We start from the raw sequence: 15,523 nt of genomic DNA, 5'->3' as shown, positions 1-15,523 counted from the left end.
CCGACGCGATGGAACGAGGTCGTGACCCATCAAGCACCCTCGCCTTCGCGATTGGCGAAATCATCGACGACAGCCAATCTCCCCCCTTGCGGGGGAGATGTCCGGCAGGACAGAGGGGGGTACTGTCCCTCCGGCCTGTCAACCGATGGCAGCCACGCCCTCAAGCAGGTTCCGGGGTGCGAATGGGTTACGTCGAAAGTCGGCGATCCTTCCCACCCCCCTCTGTCCTGCCGGACATCTCCCCCGCAAGGGGGGAGATCGGCCATCACAAAAGCCTTCGCCAGCCTTGCACACATTTCGACCTCCACCCTCACCGCTTTACCTCCCAGGTGGTGATGCGGGCGCCGGTGACCGGGTCCTTTCCGTCCTTCAATTGCACGCCTTGCGCCAGAAGCTCCTCGCGGATGCGGTCGGCCTCGGCCCAGTTCTTTTCGCGAATAAGACCGAGTCTTTCGTCTATACGCGCTCTGATACGATCCTTGGTGGGACCAACAGAGCCGTATGCGTCGAGGGTGTCGTCCTCCTCCTGAATGCTTGCGTGGGCGACGGCCTTCGTCTCAGTCACAGCTGGGACGCCACGTAAGAATTCATCTGGGGTGTGCTGCATAAGACCCAGAAGTTTTAGACCAGCCAAGACTCGGCCCGCATCATCCCCAGCCCCGTACGCAGATGAAGAAGCGGTGCGGAACGCATCGTATGTCTGCAAATCGTCGAGCAGATGCTCCAATATTCGAGGTTCCGGTGTGATTGGGTTCACGGGCCAGATTTCATCAAATCGACGGTAGAGTTTCGTAAGCAGCCTTTCCGCCTCTTCCAGCTTGCGCACGGAAAAGTCGATCGGCTCGCGATAATGCGTCATCAGCATCGCCAGCCTGAGCACCTCGCCCGGCCATTTGCGGCCGCCAAAGGTATCCGTCTCCAGCAATTCTGTGATCGAATAGAAATTGCCCAGGCTCTTGGACATCTTCTGACCTTCGACCTGCAGGAAACCGTTGTGCATCCAAATCTTGGCCATCGTTTCGGTGCCGTGGGCGCAACGCGATTGCGCGATCTCGTTCTCGTGGTGCGGAAAGATCAGGTCGAGACCACCGCCATGGATGTCGAACACCTCGCCGAGATAGGCGGCCGACATCGCCGAGCACTCGATGTGCCAGCCCGGCCGACCCCTGCCCCACGGGCTGTCCCAGCCCGGCTCCTCGGGCGACGACAATTTCCACAGCACGAAATCCTGTGGGTTCTTCTTGTGCGCATCGACGGCGACGCGGGCGCCGGCCTGCTGCTCATCGAGATTGCGCTTCGACAACTGCCCATAATCCGGCATGGAAGCGGTGTCGAACAAGACTTCTCCAGCCGCGACATAGGCATGGCCGCGTTCGATCAAGCGTTGAATCAAGAAGATCATGTCGACTTTGCCGTCGGGCCTGGGCTCGACGAACTCGGTGGCGCGCGGCTCGACCGTCGGTTCCAGGCAACCGAGCGCCGCAACGTCCTTGTGGAACTGACCGGCGGTCTTTTCGGTGACCCGCCTGATCGCTTCGTTCAGCGACAGCTTGCCCGATGCAATTTCGCCGCCGAAATCGCGCAGCGCGCGAGCGTTGATCTTGTCGTCGACGTCCGTAATGTTGCGGACGTAAGTGACGTGCGCTTGCCCGTAGAGATGGCGTAGCAAACGGAACAGCACGTCGAAGACGATCACCGGCCGCGCATTGCCGATATGGGCGAAGTCATAGACCGTCGGGCCGCAGACATACATGCGCACGTTGCGCGGATCGATCGGGAAGAAATCCTCCTTGCTCCGCGTTAGCGTGTTGTAGAGGCGCAGGCTCTTCGATGCGTCAGACATACGTGCGTTCCCGGTGCGTTACTTTGGTTGAGCATGATCTTTGGGATCGTGCTCTGGATGAAGCCAGTTACGCCGAGGCGCAAATCGGGCTCCAGCCTGCTGGCCGGGGCGTTTGTCCAATCTTGGAGGAGATGAGGCGAAAACGTCCAGGACCAGCGCGAGGCTAGCCGATAATGCAAATGCCACAAATGGCGAAAGGCGTTTTCATGGCCGGCTTTATCGCCTTGCCCGGTGTTGCCGTCAAGTCGCTACCTTCGCCAAAAATATCGTTGGATCACAGGAAATGCGGCACTGAAACATTTTATTAAACATGTCGGCACTGTCATGAAACATTCGCCGGCTAGATCAGCAAGCGTCACGATTTGGTCGGATTCGGCCAGCAAACGCAGACACGAAGACGTTACTAGGGAAGAGAAGAATGCCCAAGCAGGAACCCAGCCGTGCCAAGCAACCGGCGCTCGCCAGCTATTACCGAGCGATCGGCCCGGCAGCAATCGTCGCCGCTCTTCTGCACACCGCGAAGAAGAAGAAGCCGGCACAGAAGATCGTCTCGCCGCGCGCTGCCTGAGAATGCGGTCGGGTGAAGATTGAGGCGCTCACGGCGAACCAGTAACAGTAGCTTTTGCTAAAATAAACTCATCTGACTGTCGTTCGCGCCGGACTTCTGGCGCTTGACCTTCTCGGGCTCAGGCTCGATGACGCCCTTCTCCTGAATCTCCGACCCGGTATTGGCGACCTTATTGACGAGGTCGGAAACCGGGATCGCTTCGAAGAAATCGGGCTGGGCAGGTCTCAGCAGATCGGCCACGTCGCGCGGCTCGAGCGTGCGGCAATCCAGCCAGCGTGCGAAATCCTCGGGATGGATCACTACCGGCATGCGGTCGTGGATATGGGCAGTATCGGCATTGGCGTGGGCGGTCAGAATGGCGCCGGTGTCCATTTCCGAACCGCCCGGCTCGGCATAGGTCTCAATCAGCCCGGCGAAGGCGACAAGCCCGCCCTGTCTTGGCCGCACCCAATAGGGCTGCCCTCTTCTGCCACCGGTTTGGTGCCATTCGTAGAATCCCGAAGCCGGCACCAGGGCGCGGCGATGGCGCATGGCAGCGCGAAACGACGCCTTTTCCGAAGCCCCCTCGGAACGCGCGTTGAACAGCAGCGGGAAGTTACGCGTATCCTTCACCCAAGCAGGGATCAGGCCCCAGCGCACCAGAATCGAGCGGCGGTCGGGCAGGTTCGAGCCCGGCGCCTGCGTCAATCCGGCGAGCGCCATCAGCACCGGCTGCGTCGGCGCGATATTGTAGCGGGCCGGAAACTCCTCAAGTTCCGCCAGGCCGAGAAAGGCGGCGGTCTGGTCCGGAGTGGCTGTCAAAGCAAAGCGTCCGCACATGAATTCAGCTTTCGATTGGTGGCGTATGAAAGTGGCCATGGAACCTGCCTTTCGCAACCGCTAAAGCTGTTCGCCGACGGTCGGTCCACAACGGGCTGTGCCAATCGAGCGATCCGGAGTCATGGAAGCACGCAAGATCATTCCGGCAGTCTCGGCCTGCGTCGTGCGCGAGAACACGGTGCTGCTGGTCAAGCGGGCCAGGCCGCCCTCGCAAGGCCTCTATGCCTTTCCCGGCGGCAAGGTCGAAGCCGGCGAGACGCTGGAACAGGCAGCACGGCGCGAATTGCTGGAAGAGACCGGATTGCAGGCGCGCAGCTACCGGCCGCTACGGGAAATCCACATCGACGGCAGCGGAGACGGACATCCGGTCGACTACTGGCTGACGGTGTTTGGGGCCGATTATGCCGGCGGCGAGGCGGTTGCCAGCGACGACGCCGAAACCGCGGCTTTCTATACGCTGGCCGAAATGATGGCGATGCCGCTCGCCGATGCAGTGCTTGAAATTGCCGACGATCTACTCGGTCCCAAAAAAGACGGCGAGACGTGAGCCAGAGAATCGCCTTGCAGGCGACAAATTGTTCCAGCACAAAGCCTCATGAGCCGCACGTCTTCGTTTCTCGCCGCATGCCTCGCCGTCAGTGTGGTTGTCGGTGCGCGCCCGGCGATTGCCGCCGAAGCACCGTTCGAGCCCGGGCTGATGCGGCTGGCGGAAGTGCTCGGCTCGCTGCATTTCCTGCGTAATCTGTGTGGCGAGAAGGGCGATCGGTGGCGAGCCGAGATGGAAAAACTGATCGCATCGGAAAATCCGAACCCGGAGCGGCGCGCCCGCTTCATCGCCAGCTTCAACCGCGGCTACCGGTCGTTCGGCGGCACTTATACGCAATGCACGGCCTCGGCGACGGAAGCCATCAGCCGCTACATGAAGGAAGGCGAGACGCTGTCTCGCGACATCGCTTCGCGCTACGGAAACTGACGACGGCAGCCGCTTTCCGGAAAAGCCGCATCAATGGTCGGCGCCGTCGCGGCGGACGCGTTCGACACTTCTCCGCTTGCCTCGACTGAGGTCTTGGTGCAAACCTAATGTTGCACTTTTGCAACTATGTTAACGAAACGTTAGCGCGCAGATGTGAAATTAACTCAAACTGAAGGTTTCCGTCCCCTTGGCCGACCTAATCGGCTAAGTTTGAAACGGATCGGATGCAAGTTTGCTGGACGCGACGGAATTTGTAGACAACGACCAAAAAAATGTCGCATTTACAGATACTTACTTGCGCCTGCGTGTAAAAGGGACAACTCAAGCTTGATCCCTGTCCAACGGATCACCGCTTGAAAGGGTGGACATCGCAATGGAACATGGCGTCAACGACATCGACGCGCTGGTCAGGGAAGAAAAGCGCCTGACTGCCGTGGAAAGCCACAGCGAAGCCTGGGCAGAAGGATTGTCGGCGGGGATCGAGCCGGAAATCATCGCCGAGGCAGCCCTCGAAACGGCATTCGGCGAAATGCTGCGCGCCAATGGCGAGACCTCGGCGCTTGCCCTGCTCGATCGCATGCGTGAAAAGGTGATTGCCGGGGCCTTCGAGCCCGAAAGACTGCGGCACTGATCCCGGTTCTTTGACGACGGCGCGCCGCCGGACATCATGTCCGGGCACATGGATGGGCTGGAACCAGGGAGTAGCAGGCGGTGAATTTTTCGATATCAGGCAAGCCACGCGGCCTGGTCCTCGGCATTTGGCTTACTGCTTCCTGCGCCACAATTCCCCTTGCACTGTTTCTTGCGAGCAGTCCCGCTCACGCCCTCAGCGAGATCAAACGCGAAGACCTGCCCTCGCCGGTCACGCCGCCGCCGGACGGCGACATGTCGCCGTCTGGAAGTACCGTCCCGATGCCCGGCCCACTCGGCACGGTACCACCTCCAGCCCGCCAGCCGACTCCGTCCGAGGAGCCAGAGCAAACCGAACCGAAAGGGCCAACGGACGATGGCGGGATGGCCAATCCGCATGTCGATCCGGACGCGCCTGTGCCCGAAGTCGTCTACGACCTGGCCAAGTTGCCGGAACCGGTCAGGCGCATGCACGATCTGATCGTCGAGGCGTGCAAAAGCGGCGACATCGAAAAGCTTCGGCCGCTGATCGGCACGGGAGACATGATGACCCAATTGTCGCTGGGTGACATCGAGGGCGACCCGATCGCCTTCCTGAAGGGCCTTTCGGGCGATACGGAAGGCCAGGAGATCCTCGCCATCCTGGAAGAGGTGCTCAGTGCCGGTTATGTCCATGTCGACGCCGGCACGCCGCAGGATCTCTATGTCTGGCCCTATTTCTTCGCCCTGCCGCTGGACAAACTCGATACCAGGCAGCGGGTCGAGCTGTTCAAGATCGTCACCGCCAGCGACTATGACGATATGAAGCAGTTCGGTGCGTACATCTTCTACCGAGTCGGCATCACGCCGACCGGACAATGGACGTTCTTCGTTGCTGGGGATTGAGTGGTTTAGCCTGGCCCTTATGAGGCAGGGAGCTTAGCCCGCCAACGCCTCGCAAAACTCCACCGCCCTGCCCTGGCTCGGCGCGACGATCTCGCCTTCCCACATCACGCGCCGGCCCCGAACGATGGTGCCGACCGGCCAGCCGGTCACCTGCCTGCCGTCATAAGGCGTCCAGCCGGCCTTGGAGCCTTGCTGGGCGTTGGCGATGGTCTCTCGGCGCTTCAGATCGACGATGGTCAGATCGGCATCGTAGCCGGCGGCAATACGGCCTTTCCTGGCGATGCCGAAAATACGCTGCGGGCCGTGGCTGGTCAGGTCGACAAAGCGCTGCAGCGTCAGCCGGCCGGCGTTGACATGGTCCAGCATGATCGGCACCAAAGTCTGCACCCCGGTCATGCCGGACGGCGACGCCGGATAAGGTTTTGCCTTCTCGGCCAGCGTGTGCGGCGCATGGTCTGAGCCGAGGACATCGACAACGCCTTGCGCAATGCCCTGCCAGATCCCCTCGCGATGACGCGTGGCGCGCACCGGCGGGTTCATCTGGATCAACGTACCGAGCTGCGCATAGTCATCGGCGCTCAGCGTCAAATGATGCGGCGTCGCCTCGCAGGTCGCGACATCCTTGTGCTGTTCGAGGAAGCCTATCTCCTCGGCGGTCGAGATGTGCAGCACGTGGATCCGGGCGCGAACCTGGCGCGCGATGCGCACAAGGCGCTCTGTGCAGCGCAATGCAGCGATCTCGTCGCGCCACACCGGATGTGAGGACGGATCGCCCGCGATGCGCTCGCCAAGCCGCTCGCGCAGCCGGAACTCGTCCTCGGAGTGAAAGGCGGCGCGGCGGCGTGTGTTCCTCAGGATCGAGGCAACGCCTTCGTCGTCCTCGACCAGCAGGTCGCCGGTGGACGAGCCCATGAACACTTTTATGCCGGCCGCACCCGGCAGCCGCTCGAGATTGCCAACGTCTTTTGCATTGTCGCGGGTCCCGCCGACCCAGAAGGCAAAGTCGCAATGCATGCGGCCGGTGGCACGCCGCACCTTGTCGACAAGGGTTGCCTCGCTGGTGGTCAGCGGATTGGTGTTCGGCATCTCGAAGACGGCGGTGACGCCGCCAAGCACCGCTGCCCGGGAGCCCGTCTCCAAATCTTCCTTGTGCTCCAGTCCCGGCTCGCGGAAATGCACCTGACTGTCGACGACGCCCGGCAGGATATGCAGCCCGTGGCAGTCGATCGTCTCGCCCGCCGATGCCTGGCGGAGGTCGCCGATGGCAGCGATGCGCCCACCATTGATACCGACGTCGCGAAAACCCTCGCCGTCGTGATTGACCACGGTGCCGCCTGTCAGGATGAGATCGTATAGGGGGGCCATGCGGATCCGGTCTCTTGCGGGGGAAGTGCCAGCGGCTTACGTAATGACCGATAGTTTTGCAAGATCAGGCTCGTTTTCCCACCATGCCCTTTGCCTCGCTCAGAGATCGCGCACTCGTTTCCGTGTCCGGACCGGATGCCGAGCACTTTTTGCAGAACATCCTGACCACCGACCTCGACGCGCTCGGCCGCGGCGAAGCAAAGCCCGGCGCCTTGCTGGCGCCGCAAGGCAAGATCCTTTTCGACTTCCTGATCTCGCGCGCTGGCGAAAATATTTTCCTGCTCGAATGCCGTGCTGAGACCATCGATGACTTCATGCGCCGGCTGACGCTCTACAAGTTGCGCGCCAAAGTCGAAATTGCCAAGGCAGATCAGTCGGTTGTGACCGTCGTATGGGAAAGCGATTCAACGGCCTCGCAATTTGAATCGGCGCCGTTTGCCGATGCGCGGTTTGTCGATGCTATCGTCACGCGCTTCTATGGTGGCGCGCCAGACGGCGGCGACCTTGCCGCATGGCAAGCCTTTCGCATCGCCAATGGCATTGCCGAAAGCGGCAGCGACTATCAGCTCGGCGACGCGTTTCCGCATGATGTGCTGCTCGACGAGATCGGCGGCGTCGGCTTCAAGAAAGGCTGCTACGTCGGCCAGGAGGTCGTCTCGCGCATGCAGCATCGCGGCACTGCCAGGCGCCGAGTGTTGATCGTCTCGGCCGAACGCCCCCTGCCCACTTCGCGCGCAGAGCTGGCCGTGGCGGGGCGACCAGTCGGCACGCTTGGCTCTACCGCCGGCACGACAGGCCTTGCCATTGCCCGCATCGACCGGGTCAAGGCAGCGCTCGACGCCGGCCTGCCGATCCTGGCTGACGACGTCGCCGTGTCGCTCGCCATCCCGTCCTGGGCGAAGTTCAGCTTTCCGCAGGAAGCCGTTGGCGCGGAGGACGCCTGATGGCGGCCGACCGCGCCGGGGCGCCGCCGCGTGCCTGGCAACGTATGCTGTCCGGCCGCCGGCTCGACCTGCTCGATCCTTCGCCGCTCGACATCGAGATCTCCGATATTGCCCATGGCCTTGCCCGCGTCGCACGCTGGAACGGCCAGACCAGAGGCGATCACGCCTTTTCGGTCGCCCAGCATTCGCTGCTGGTCGAAACGCTTGTCGGCGAACTGATGCCGGATGCCGACGCTGACGCGCGGTTGGCGGCGCTGCTGCATGACGCGCCGGAATACGTCATCGGCGATATGATTTCGCCGTTCAAATCCGTGATGGGCGGCAGCTACAGGGATTGCGAGATCAGACTGCAGCGCGCCATCCATCTGCGCTTTTCACTGCCGGCCGAACTCGACGCGGGGCTGCGCAAGGAAATCAAGCGAGCGGATCAGATCGCCGCTTATTTCGAAGCAACGCTGCTTGCGGGTTTTTCGACGGCAGAGGCGACCGAGTTCTTCGGCAGGCCTCGCGGTTTCAACGCCGAGCGCTTCGATGTCACGCCGCGCTCGGTGACCTGGGCGCAGAATGCCTTTCTCAAACGGTTTGCGGCAATCGAAAAGTCGCGACGCCAGACTGCCGTTCCAGCCGGCTGAAAACGGTAAATTAACCGGCAGGGACAACAGTGCCGTGGTTAACCATGGTCCATAGGCTTGCCTCATGCCCGTTGCCGGTATCAAGGCTGGTTCATCCGTCCGCCGACGGAGGGCCAAAGGCGTTGGTCTGCCGCGACGGATCGAAGACGAGCTACGCGAACAGAACGAGCGTTTTTCGGCAGCGATCGAGAACATGTCGCATGGCCTGTGCATGTTCGATGCCGATGAGCGGATGATCATCTGCAACAGGAACTACATCAGCATCTTTCGCCTCGACGCCGAAGTGGTGCGGCCCGGCATCCGGTTTTTCGACATCCTCCAGCACAGCGTGGATATCGGCATCGCCTCGCAAAGCGCCGAGCAACTCTATGCCATCCGCAAGCCCTATATCGACCAGGCAAAACCTTCCACCTATGAGGAAACGCTTGCAGACGGGCGCATCGTCAACATTTCGCACCGGCCGCTGGCGTCAGGTGGCTGGGTCTCGATCTACGAGGACATCACCGAGCAACGGCGCGCCGAGCAGGAGTTGAAAGAGCAGCACCGCCGTTTCGACGCAGCACTTGCCAACATGTCGCAAGGCCTTTTGATGTACGATGCGGACGGCAAGCTGATCGTGCGCAACGAACGTTTCCTGGAACTTTATCATGTCAGGCCCGCCGACTTCCCGCTTGGCATGAGCCACCGTGATGCGTTCAAGCGGCTGCTGGAACTGGGCATTTATACAAAGCTCGACCCCGACAGCGAAATCTCGCAAATCGAAGCCTGCCTGCGGGCGGGGAAAACACACGTAACGCATCGTCATCTCGCCGACGGCAGGACGCTGCTGGTTGCGCGCCGGCCGATGAGCGGCGGCGGCTGGGTCGCGACGTTCGACGATGTCACCGAGCGCAGGCGTGTGGAAGAGCGCATGACCCATCTTGCGCACCACGACACACTGACCAACCTGCCCAATCGCTCGATGCTTCGCGAACGGCTCGACCAAGCCCTGAGCGAGACGAGAGACGGATCGCTGGCGATATTCTCGCTCGACCTCGATCACTTCAAGGCAGTCAATGATACTTGGGGTCACCCCGCCGGCGACTGGCTGCTGAAATGCGTGGCCGAACGGCTGCAACGGTGCTTGCGCAATGAAACGGACGTTGTCTCCCGCTTCGGCGGCGACGAATTCGTCATAATCCTGTTCAATCTCAAAAGCCCGGGCGACGCGGAAAAGCTGGCCAAACGCATAGTCGAGATCATCGGAAAGCCGTTTCGCGACAAGAGACACGACATGCGTGTCGGCATCAGTCTCGGCATCGCGCTGTTTCCGAATGACGGCAAGGACGCCGAGACTTTGCTGAAAAATGCCGATATGGCGCTCTATCGGGCAAAGAGCGAAGGGCGCAACCTCTACCGCTTCTTCGAACCGGCCATGGACGCGAGGGTGCGGGCACGCCGGGCGCTCGAAATCGATCTCAGGGCAGCGCTGTCGCGCCGCGAATTCGAGCTGGATTTCCAGCCGATCATGAACATCGCCTCCGGCGAAATCGTCGGTGCCGAAGCCTTGATGCGCTGGCGATCGCCGGTGCGCGGCCTGGTGCGGCCGGACGACTTCATTCCGGCCGCCGAGGAGACCGGGCTGATCGTGCCGCTCGGAGAATGGGCGCTGCGAAAAGCCTGCACGGCCGCGGCAGGCTGGGCGGCTTGGCGCATCGCAGTCAATGTCTCCGCCGTGCAGATCAAAAGCGGTACCTTTGCCCGCAGCGTCATTTCGGCACTGGCGTTCTCGGGCGTGCCGGCCAACCGACTTGAACTGGAAATCACCGAAACGGTGCTGATGGACGAGAGCGATCTGGTGCTCAAGACACTCAGGCAGCTACGCGATCTGGGCGTCCGCATCGCGCTGGACGATTTCGGCACCGGCTATTCCTCGCTGGGCTACCTCAGGCGCTTTCCCGTCGACAAGATCAAGATCGATCGCTCGTTCACCCGTGACATCGACAGTCGCGATACCGCGGCGATCGTGCGCACCATCATCGGGCTTGGCGCACAGCTGGGCATCACCGTCACCGCCGAAGGTGTCGAGACCGAAGCGCAGCTTGAATTCCTGCAAAAAGAGGGTTGTGTCGAGGCCCAGGGCTATTTGATCGGCGTGCCGTCAAAGGCGTCGGACATCAATCGGCTGCTGAAGTCGAGCGCGACGATCCGGCAGTCCGGCTAAGTGCGACAGTCTCGCGGAAGCGCGGGCAACCGGCTTAGATCTGCTTGAGATGACGCTCGATTCGCGTGTTAATTCCTTGATAGAGAAGGCGGAATTCAGGTGTGGCGAACCAGGAGGTTCCTTGCCGGGTCAGAGGTGCCCGTTCAATGCCTCAACCATATCCTTGTTCGTCGCCACAGGAACAATCTCGAATTCGACCAGATCCGCCCATTCGATGACCCACCGCTGCAGGAGCGTGATGTCATCGGCCTCCACCAGCAGGAAGCAGCGGCTCATATCCGCTGCGATCCAGCTGTGGTGCACGAGAAGCGCGTCCGGCTTCAGGCGGCCCTGGTCGCGGAAACGGCGGTAGATCTCCTTGCGGTCGCAGCCGCGAAAATCCTCGATCACGAAGAACAGCATCTTTTCCCCCACAATCGTATATCATCGCCCCGGCCTGTCCAGCCGCTCCAGGAACCACTGCGTCAGCCGCACCCAGACCTCGTCCTTTTCGCCAGAGTCTTCCCAGCCGTGGTCGAGGTTGGGGTTGTCGTTGACCTCGATGACGAAGACGCCGTCCCTAGTTTCCTTGAGGTCGACGCCGTAGAGGCCGTCGCCGATGCAACGCGCCGCACTCACCGCCGTCTCGACGACATGGGCCGGCGCTTCCTTCAGGGTGAAGGTCTTGATGCCGCCCTGGTCGGGCTTGCCGTTGGCCTTGTGATTGACGATCTGCCAATGTTTCTTGGCCATCAGATAATGGACAGCAAACAAGGGCTGGCCGCCGAGGACGCCGACGCGCCAGTCATATTCCGTCGGAATGAATTTTTGCGCGATCAGGAGGTCGGAATCCTCCAGCCATTCGGTTGCGAGCGTCTTCAGCTCGTCGAAGGTGCCGCATTTCTTGACGCCGCGCGAAAATGAGGAGTCCGGGATCTTCAGCACCAGCGGGAAGCCCAGCGTCTGTGCCGCAACTTCCAGGTCCGCGGTGCCGGCAATCATCACCGTCGGCGGCACCGGTACCTTGTTGTAGGTCATCAGCTCGTTGAGATAGACCTTGTTGGTGCAGCGGATCATCGACAGCGGATCGTCGATGACCGGCATGCCTTCCTGCTGGGCGCGGCGGGCAAAGCGGTAGGTGTGGTTGGAGATCGAGGTGGTCTCGCGGATGAACAGCGCGTCGTAGTTGGCGAGCTTGGCCAGATCCCGCTTGGTGATCGGCTCGATTTCGACGCCCATCTTTTCAGCGATCTTGGCCCAGTGGCGCAGCGACGAAATCTCCGACGGTGGCAGTTCCTCGTGCGGATCGACCAGCGTGGCGAAAGTGTAGCGCGCCGGCGTGCGGCCCTTGGTGTCGCGCCACTCGCGGTTGGTGTAGGTCTCCAGGCACTGGAGAAAGTGCGTTTCCTCGTCCTCGGTCATCCTGGCCAGGGGATGGAAGCCGATCTTGCGGATCGAGGCCCATTCGGCGCTGTCCCTGATGTGGACCTCGAGCGCAGGGGCACGGAACCAGTCGAACAGAAGTTTTGCGAAGCGGTCCCAGATCCTGGATGGTCCGATGCCGAAGAAGATGCAGACCTTCTGGGGAAAAGCGCCACCCAGATCCTTGCGGCACTTGTTGAGTGCGAGTTCGAGTTCCGGCAACGCGTGCTCATAGAGCTTGCGCTCCGACAGGTCGATCATCGTTTCGACCGTCGGGATGACCTTATGGCCGCGCGAACCAGCCAGCAGCGACGCGTAATAGCCGCGGCTCTGGTAGCCGTAATTGTTCGACAGGTTGATGACCTTCGGCCGCTGACCGCGAAACAGTGCCGGATGGGCAAGGTAGTCGCGATTGGTGATGATCTTGTGCGGCGTCGCCACTTGGTCGAGATCGTTCTGCCGGCCGGTAAGGATGACCCAGGTCATTGGCTATCGCGCTTTCCGAGAGTGATGGCGGCGCGCAATCCGTCGCGGCCGAATTGCGCCATGTTCATGAAGATGCCGTAAGGCACGGGAATGTTGGCAGCATCGAGGATCGTCTCCTGCCGCTCGCCCTCGACCCAGGGGTCGTGGATCAGGATATGATCGCCGTCGTCACCGATGGCCAATACCCAGTGCGGAACCTTCTTGCCGAACATCAGGAAGCCGCTGATCAGGACCAGCACCAGTTTTCCCTCTGCGATCGCGGTGCGAATGTCGTCAAGCCCGAATGAACGGTAATTCACCGGGATGCTGTAAAGTTCCGCGCGGCGGCGAAAGTCGACCTGCGCCAGCTCCATGACGCGGCGCTTGTCCTCGCTGCGCACCGACTGCAGGAACAGCGCGCCGTAGAAGGAGACATAGATCTCAGCAGCAAGCCCGCTCTCATAGCCGGCGACGGCAAGCCCGAACGGTTCGCAGCCGCCCGGCCCCGACATCATGAAAACGGTCGTCGCCTCACGCCACAGCCTGATTTCCATCACCGGATCCGGCACGAATCCGGGGCCGAAGTAAGCCATCGCCATCATCAGGCAGCATGGTCCGCAAGTGAATTCGCAAGTTTGCTGATAAAACGGCACTTCGGTGGCGACCGGAATGTCGCCGCGCAAGGTCTTTTCATAGCGCAGCGCCGTGGCGCCATCCTCGTAATAGTCCGGTTCGCGGCCGATCTTGCGGTAGCCGCTCTGCTCGTAGATCTGGATCGCGCGCGGGTTGTCTTCGCGGACTTCCAAACGAAGCATCATGCGGCCGTGCTCGAAAGCGGCGGCCTCGGCCTCTTCCAGCAGCAGCCGGCCAAGGCCACGGCCGCCGAAAAATGGACCAACGGCGATCGAATAAAGCCTCGCGACGCCGCTGCCCTTGCGAAACAGCACGACTGCATAGCCGGCGACGCGGCCATCGCTTTCGCCAACCAGCAGTTCGGCGGTGTCGCGTTCGATCAGTTGGCGAAAGGAGCGGCGAGAAATGCGATCGCTCGAGAAAACGGCTTTTTCGATGGCGGCGAGGTCATCGACGTCGGACGCGCGGGCCTTGCGAATCTCGGCAGGCATGCGGGCTCAGAAAACCTCGATTGGGTTGTGGAAACGGCCCTAGTCTAAACATCGGTCACACCAGCCGAAGTGCCAGCATTCAGCAAGCGCTATCGCACCTCGATTAGGGCCGAATTGTGACAGTTTTGACGGCAGGCAGGTCGCGCAAAGGCTTTGAACGACCTCCGTGTTTAGGCAACGGCGCGGCTCCGGAAGAGCGAGAGCCTGCTCAGCTTTGCAAGCCCGCCAAAAGCTGGCCATAGGCGCTCTTGGCCACTGCGGCCAGTTGCTCGCGCGGCAGCGAGCCGACGACGGCGCAGCCATAACCCTTGTCCAGCCAATAGACGGCCTCAGGACCATCGTCCTCCCCATAGGTGCCCCTGGCCTTGGCTGCCGATTCGGCGGTGACGAAGAGCGATATGCGCTCGCCCTTGACGTCCTCGTAAAGCAGCATCGCGGCCTTGCCCTGACCGGCGGGCAGCAGCCGGCCACCGACCAGTTGGAATCCTTGCGCGGCCAGATCCGGCGCGACGAGCTTCAGACCCACCTGGTTCGACAACCAGCTCTGCAAATGATCCTTGTCGCTTGCCGGCACTTCCACCGCATGCCGCGTTTCGGCGGCATAGATGACGTGGGCGGCGATCGCCTCTTCGGCAAGCTGGTCCTCGGCGGTATTTTCCAGGCCGAGGCGGCCGATGCCAGCAAGGTAGCCGCCAGCACCGCCAATCGCCAGGATGGCGGCAGCGGCGGCCGCAAGCCACCAACGCGAGCGCGACGGCGATACTCTGACCACCGGCGCCTCGCCAAGCACCACCTTGCTCAACCGCACCGGCACGGGTTCGTCCAGCACGCCATTAAAGGCTGCGCGCAACGCTTCCCGGTCGGCGGCGTAGCGTGCGCTCTTGGCCTTCATCTCGGCATTGGCCTCGAGCCATGCCTCATAGGCCGTCCGCTCGTCGCCCGGCAACTCGCCATCGAGAGCCATGTGGATGTCGCGTTCGGAGAAATCGCGCCGGCTCATTTCTCAACGATCCTTATCGAGCGGCGGCGCGCGGTATCATCCAGCAGCGCTCGCAGTTCGTCACGCCCGCGCGCGATGCGCGACATCAAAGTGCCAGCGGGCACTCCAAGGATGTTGGCGGCTTCGGCATAGGAAAACCCTTCGATGGCGACCATCACAAGTGCCGCGCGCCGGTCAGGGCTGATCGCCTGCAGCGCGTCGACGATCTCGCGCGAGGCGATGCTCTCGACCTGCTCGGCGGGTGCTGCCTGCGCCTCGCTTGTCTCGAGCGGCAGCATCGCCGCCTCGCCGCGTCGGTTCACCTTGCGCATCTGGTCGATGAACAAATGGTGCATGATCGTAAACAGCCACCTCCTGGGGCTTTCTCCTGTCTGCCAATTGTCGAGCCGCACAAGCGCCCGCTCGAGACAATCCTGGACGAGATCGTCGGCGGAATCGCGGTCGCGCAACAGCGAGCGTGCATAGCGGCGCAGACGCGGTATTTCACCCAGGATTGCTGCCTTCTTTTCGTCCATGACCGCTGGTTCTGGAGCCCCTGTCCGTGGTGATTGAACGCGCCTTTGCAGCGCGGCGCAAGCGGCCAGCGCGAAGCGGTCGGCCGCCCCGGTCACCCAAGCAACTGAATAACGCTGCCGGTGGCAGGTTTATTCCCGGGTTGCATCCGAAAGTTG

At 61.7% G+C, this 15,523-nt stretch carries 16 protein-coding genes; 8 read left to right on the top strand and 8 right to left on the bottom strand.

Annotated elements, in window-relative coordinates; all coding sequences use genetic code 11:
- Positions 1–310: 310 nt before the first annotated feature.
- Positions 311–1,843, bottom strand: coding sequence for a cysteine--tRNA ligase (cysS, locus tag NKH50_RS21950; protein WP_352705389.1), 1,533 nt, complete (start codon positions 1,841–1,843; stop codon positions 311–313).
- 418 nt (positions 1,844–2,261) lie between these two features.
- Between cysS and NKH50_RS21945 the strand changes: the two genes are divergently transcribed.
- Positions 2,262–2,411 (top strand): hypothetical protein, encoded by a 150-nt coding sequence (locus tag NKH50_RS21945; protein WP_254820210.1) that lies wholly within the window; start codon positions 2,262–2,264, stop codon positions 2,409–2,411.
- 57 nt (positions 2,412–2,468) lie between these two features.
- Here the strand turns inward: NKH50_RS21945 and NKH50_RS21940 are convergent, their stop codons facing one another.
- Positions 2,469–3,230, bottom strand: a complete 762-nt coding sequence (locus NKH50_RS21940) for an SOS response-associated peptidase (protein WP_352705441.1) — start codon at positions 3,228–3,230, stop codon at positions 2,469–2,471.
- A 121-nt stretch (positions 3,231–3,351) separates the two neighbouring features.
- On the opposite strand from NKH50_RS21940, the gene NKH50_RS21935 reads away from it, so the two are divergent.
- The 4 genes from NKH50_RS21935 (at position 3,352) to NKH50_RS21920 (ending at position 5,718) form a co-directional block, all read left to right on the top strand.
- On the top strand, positions 3,352–3,777 hold the full coding sequence (locus NKH50_RS21935; protein WP_352689570.1) for an NUDIX hydrolase: 426 nt from the start codon (positions 3,352–3,354) through the stop codon (positions 3,775–3,777).
- 48 nt (positions 3,778–3,825) lie between these two features.
- The gene (locus NKH50_RS21930; RefSeq protein ID WP_023677748.1) at positions 3,826–4,203 is read left to right on the top strand and encodes a TIGR02301 family protein; all 378 of its coding nucleotides are present in this window, start codon (positions 3,826–3,828) and stop codon (positions 4,201–4,203) included.
- 373 nt (positions 4,204–4,576) lie between these two features.
- Entirely contained in the window at positions 4,577–4,834 is a 258-nt protein-coding gene (locus NKH50_RS21925; protein ID WP_008874920.1) for a hypothetical protein, read from the top strand.
- 80 nt (positions 4,835–4,914) lie between these two features.
- The gene (locus tag NKH50_RS21920) at positions 4,915–5,718 is read left to right on the top strand and encodes a hypothetical protein (RefSeq protein ID WP_352705391.1); all 804 of its coding nucleotides are present in this window, start codon (positions 4,915–4,917) and stop codon (positions 5,716–5,718) included.
- Positions 5,719–5,751: 33 nt separating this feature from the next.
- On the opposite strand, the gene NKH50_RS21915 is transcribed toward NKH50_RS21920, so the two are convergent.
- Positions 5,752–7,083: a dihydroorotase gene (locus NKH50_RS21915; RefSeq protein ID WP_352705393.1), complete on the bottom strand. Its 1,332-nt coding sequence runs from the start codon at positions 7,081–7,083 to the stop codon at positions 5,752–5,754.
- An 83-nt stretch (positions 7,084–7,166) separates the two neighbouring features.
- On the opposite strand from NKH50_RS21915, the gene ygfZ reads away from it, so the two are divergent.
- The 3 genes from ygfZ (at position 7,167) to NKH50_RS21900 (ending at position 10,862) form a co-directional block, all read left to right on the top strand.
- Complete coding sequence (ygfZ, locus tag NKH50_RS21910) at positions 7,167–8,027, top strand: CAF17-like 4Fe-4S cluster assembly/insertion protein YgfZ (RefSeq protein ID WP_352880949.1); 861 nt, start codon at positions 7,167–7,169, stop codon at positions 8,025–8,027.
- Positions 8,027–8,659: an HD domain-containing protein gene (locus NKH50_RS21905; RefSeq protein WP_023677753.1), complete on the top strand. Its 633-nt coding sequence runs from the start codon at positions 8,027–8,029 to the stop codon at positions 8,657–8,659. The genes ygfZ and NKH50_RS21905 overlap by 1 nt, the downstream gene beginning before the upstream one ends.
- A 64-nt stretch (positions 8,660–8,723) precedes the next feature.
- On the top strand, positions 8,724–10,862 hold the full coding sequence (locus NKH50_RS21900; protein ID WP_352738137.1) for a putative bifunctional diguanylate cyclase/phosphodiesterase: 2,139 nt from the start codon (positions 8,724–8,726) through the stop codon (positions 10,860–10,862).
- Positions 10,863–10,991: 129 nt separating this feature from the next.
- Here NKH50_RS21900 and NKH50_RS21895 read toward each other — a convergent pair whose 3' ends face one another.
- From NKH50_RS21895 to NKH50_RS21875, 5 genes are all read right to left on the bottom strand, one after another.
- Positions 10,992–11,264: a DUF3303 domain-containing protein gene (locus NKH50_RS21895; RefSeq protein ID WP_352508513.1), complete on the bottom strand. Its 273-nt coding sequence runs from the start codon at positions 11,262–11,264 to the stop codon at positions 10,992–10,994.
- 21 nt (positions 11,265–11,285) lie between these two features.
- Complete coding sequence (locus tag NKH50_RS21890) at positions 11,286–12,749, bottom strand: RimK family ATP-grasp domain-containing protein (protein WP_352738139.1); 1,464 nt, start codon at positions 12,747–12,749, stop codon at positions 11,286–11,288.
- The gene (locus tag NKH50_RS21885) at positions 12,746–13,852 is read right to left on the bottom strand and encodes a peptidase C39 family protein (RefSeq protein WP_352738141.1); all 1,107 of its coding nucleotides are present in this window, start codon (positions 13,850–13,852) and stop codon (positions 12,746–12,748) included. The genes NKH50_RS21890 and NKH50_RS21885 overlap by 4 nt, the downstream gene beginning before the upstream one ends.
- Positions 13,853–14,060: 208 nt before the next feature.
- Positions 14,061–14,852 carry an anti-sigma factor family protein gene (locus NKH50_RS21880; RefSeq protein ID WP_352738143.1) on the bottom strand — a complete coding sequence of 264 codons (792 nt, stop codon included), beginning with the start codon at positions 14,850–14,852 and terminating at the stop codon, positions 14,061–14,063.
- Entirely contained in the window at positions 14,849–15,367 is a 519-nt protein-coding gene (locus NKH50_RS21875; protein WP_254820200.1) for a sigma-70 family RNA polymerase sigma factor, read from the bottom strand. Before NKH50_RS21875 ends, NKH50_RS21880 begins: the two co-directional genes overlap by 4 nt.
- Positions 15,368–15,523: the final 156 nt, after the last annotated feature.

Source organism: Mesorhizobium sp. M1027, from assembly GCF_040318745.1.
GTDB lineage: Bacteria > Pseudomonadota > Alphaproteobacteria > Rhizobiales > Rhizobiaceae > Mesorhizobium.
Note: the sequence above shows the minus strand (reverse complement) of the source record. Positions and strands in the feature narration are given on the sequence as shown.

What these genes read in the sequence shown, in the direction of transcription:
- NKH50_RS21945 (WP_254820210.1), top strand. Translation starts at nt 2,262, where the DNA reads ATGCCCAAGCAGGAACCCAGCCGTGCCAAGCAACCGGCGCTCGCCAGC.
- cysS (WP_352705389.1), bottom strand. Translation starts at nt 1,843, where the DNA reads ATGTCTGACGCATCGAAGAGCCTGCGCCTCTACAACACGCTAACGCGG.
- NKH50_RS21940 (WP_352705441.1), bottom strand. Translation starts at nt 3,230, where the DNA reads ATGTGCGGACGCTTTGCTTTGACAGCCACTCCGGACCAGACCGCCGCC.
- NKH50_RS21895 (WP_352508513.1), bottom strand. Translation starts at nt 11,264, where the DNA reads ATGCTGTTCTTCGTGATCGAGGATTTTCGCGGCTGCGACCGCAAGGAG.
- NKH50_RS21885 (WP_352738141.1), bottom strand. Translation starts at nt 13,852, where the DNA reads ATGCCTGCCGAGATTCGCAAGGCCCGCGCGTCCGACGTCGATGACCTC.
- ygfZ (WP_352880949.1), top strand. Translation starts at nt 7,167, where the DNA reads ATGCCCTTTGCCTCGCTCAGAGATCGCGCACTCGTTTCCGTGTCCGGA.
- NKH50_RS21905 (WP_023677753.1), top strand. Translation starts at nt 8,027, where the DNA reads ATGGCGGCCGACCGCGCCGGGGCGCCGCCGCGTGCCTGGCAACGTATG.
- NKH50_RS21935 (WP_352689570.1), top strand. Translation starts at nt 3,352, where the DNA reads ATGGAAGCACGCAAGATCATTCCGGCAGTCTCGGCCTGCGTCGTGCGC.
- NKH50_RS21915 (WP_352705393.1), bottom strand. Translation starts at nt 7,083, where the DNA reads ATGGCCCCCCTATACGATCTCATCCTGACAGGCGGCACCGTGGTCAAT.
- NKH50_RS21930 (WP_023677748.1), top strand. Translation starts at nt 3,826, where the DNA reads ATGAGCCGCACGTCTTCGTTTCTCGCCGCATGCCTCGCCGTCAGTGTG.
- NKH50_RS21890 (WP_352738139.1), bottom strand. Translation starts at nt 12,749, where the DNA reads ATGACCTGGGTCATCCTTACCGGCCGGCAGAACGATCTCGACCAAGTG.
- NKH50_RS21900 (WP_352738137.1), top strand. Translation starts at nt 8,724, where the DNA reads ATGCCCGTTGCCGGTATCAAGGCTGGTTCATCCGTCCGCCGACGGAGG.
- NKH50_RS21880 (WP_352738143.1), bottom strand. Translation starts at nt 14,852, where the DNA reads ATGAGCCGGCGCGATTTCTCCGAACGCGACATCCACATGGCTCTCGAT.
- NKH50_RS21925 (WP_008874920.1), top strand. Translation starts at nt 4,577, where the DNA reads ATGGAACATGGCGTCAACGACATCGACGCGCTGGTCAGGGAAGAAAAG.
- NKH50_RS21875 (WP_254820200.1), bottom strand. Translation starts at nt 15,367, where the DNA reads ATGGACGAAAAGAAGGCAGCAATCCTGGGTGAAATACCGCGTCTGCGC.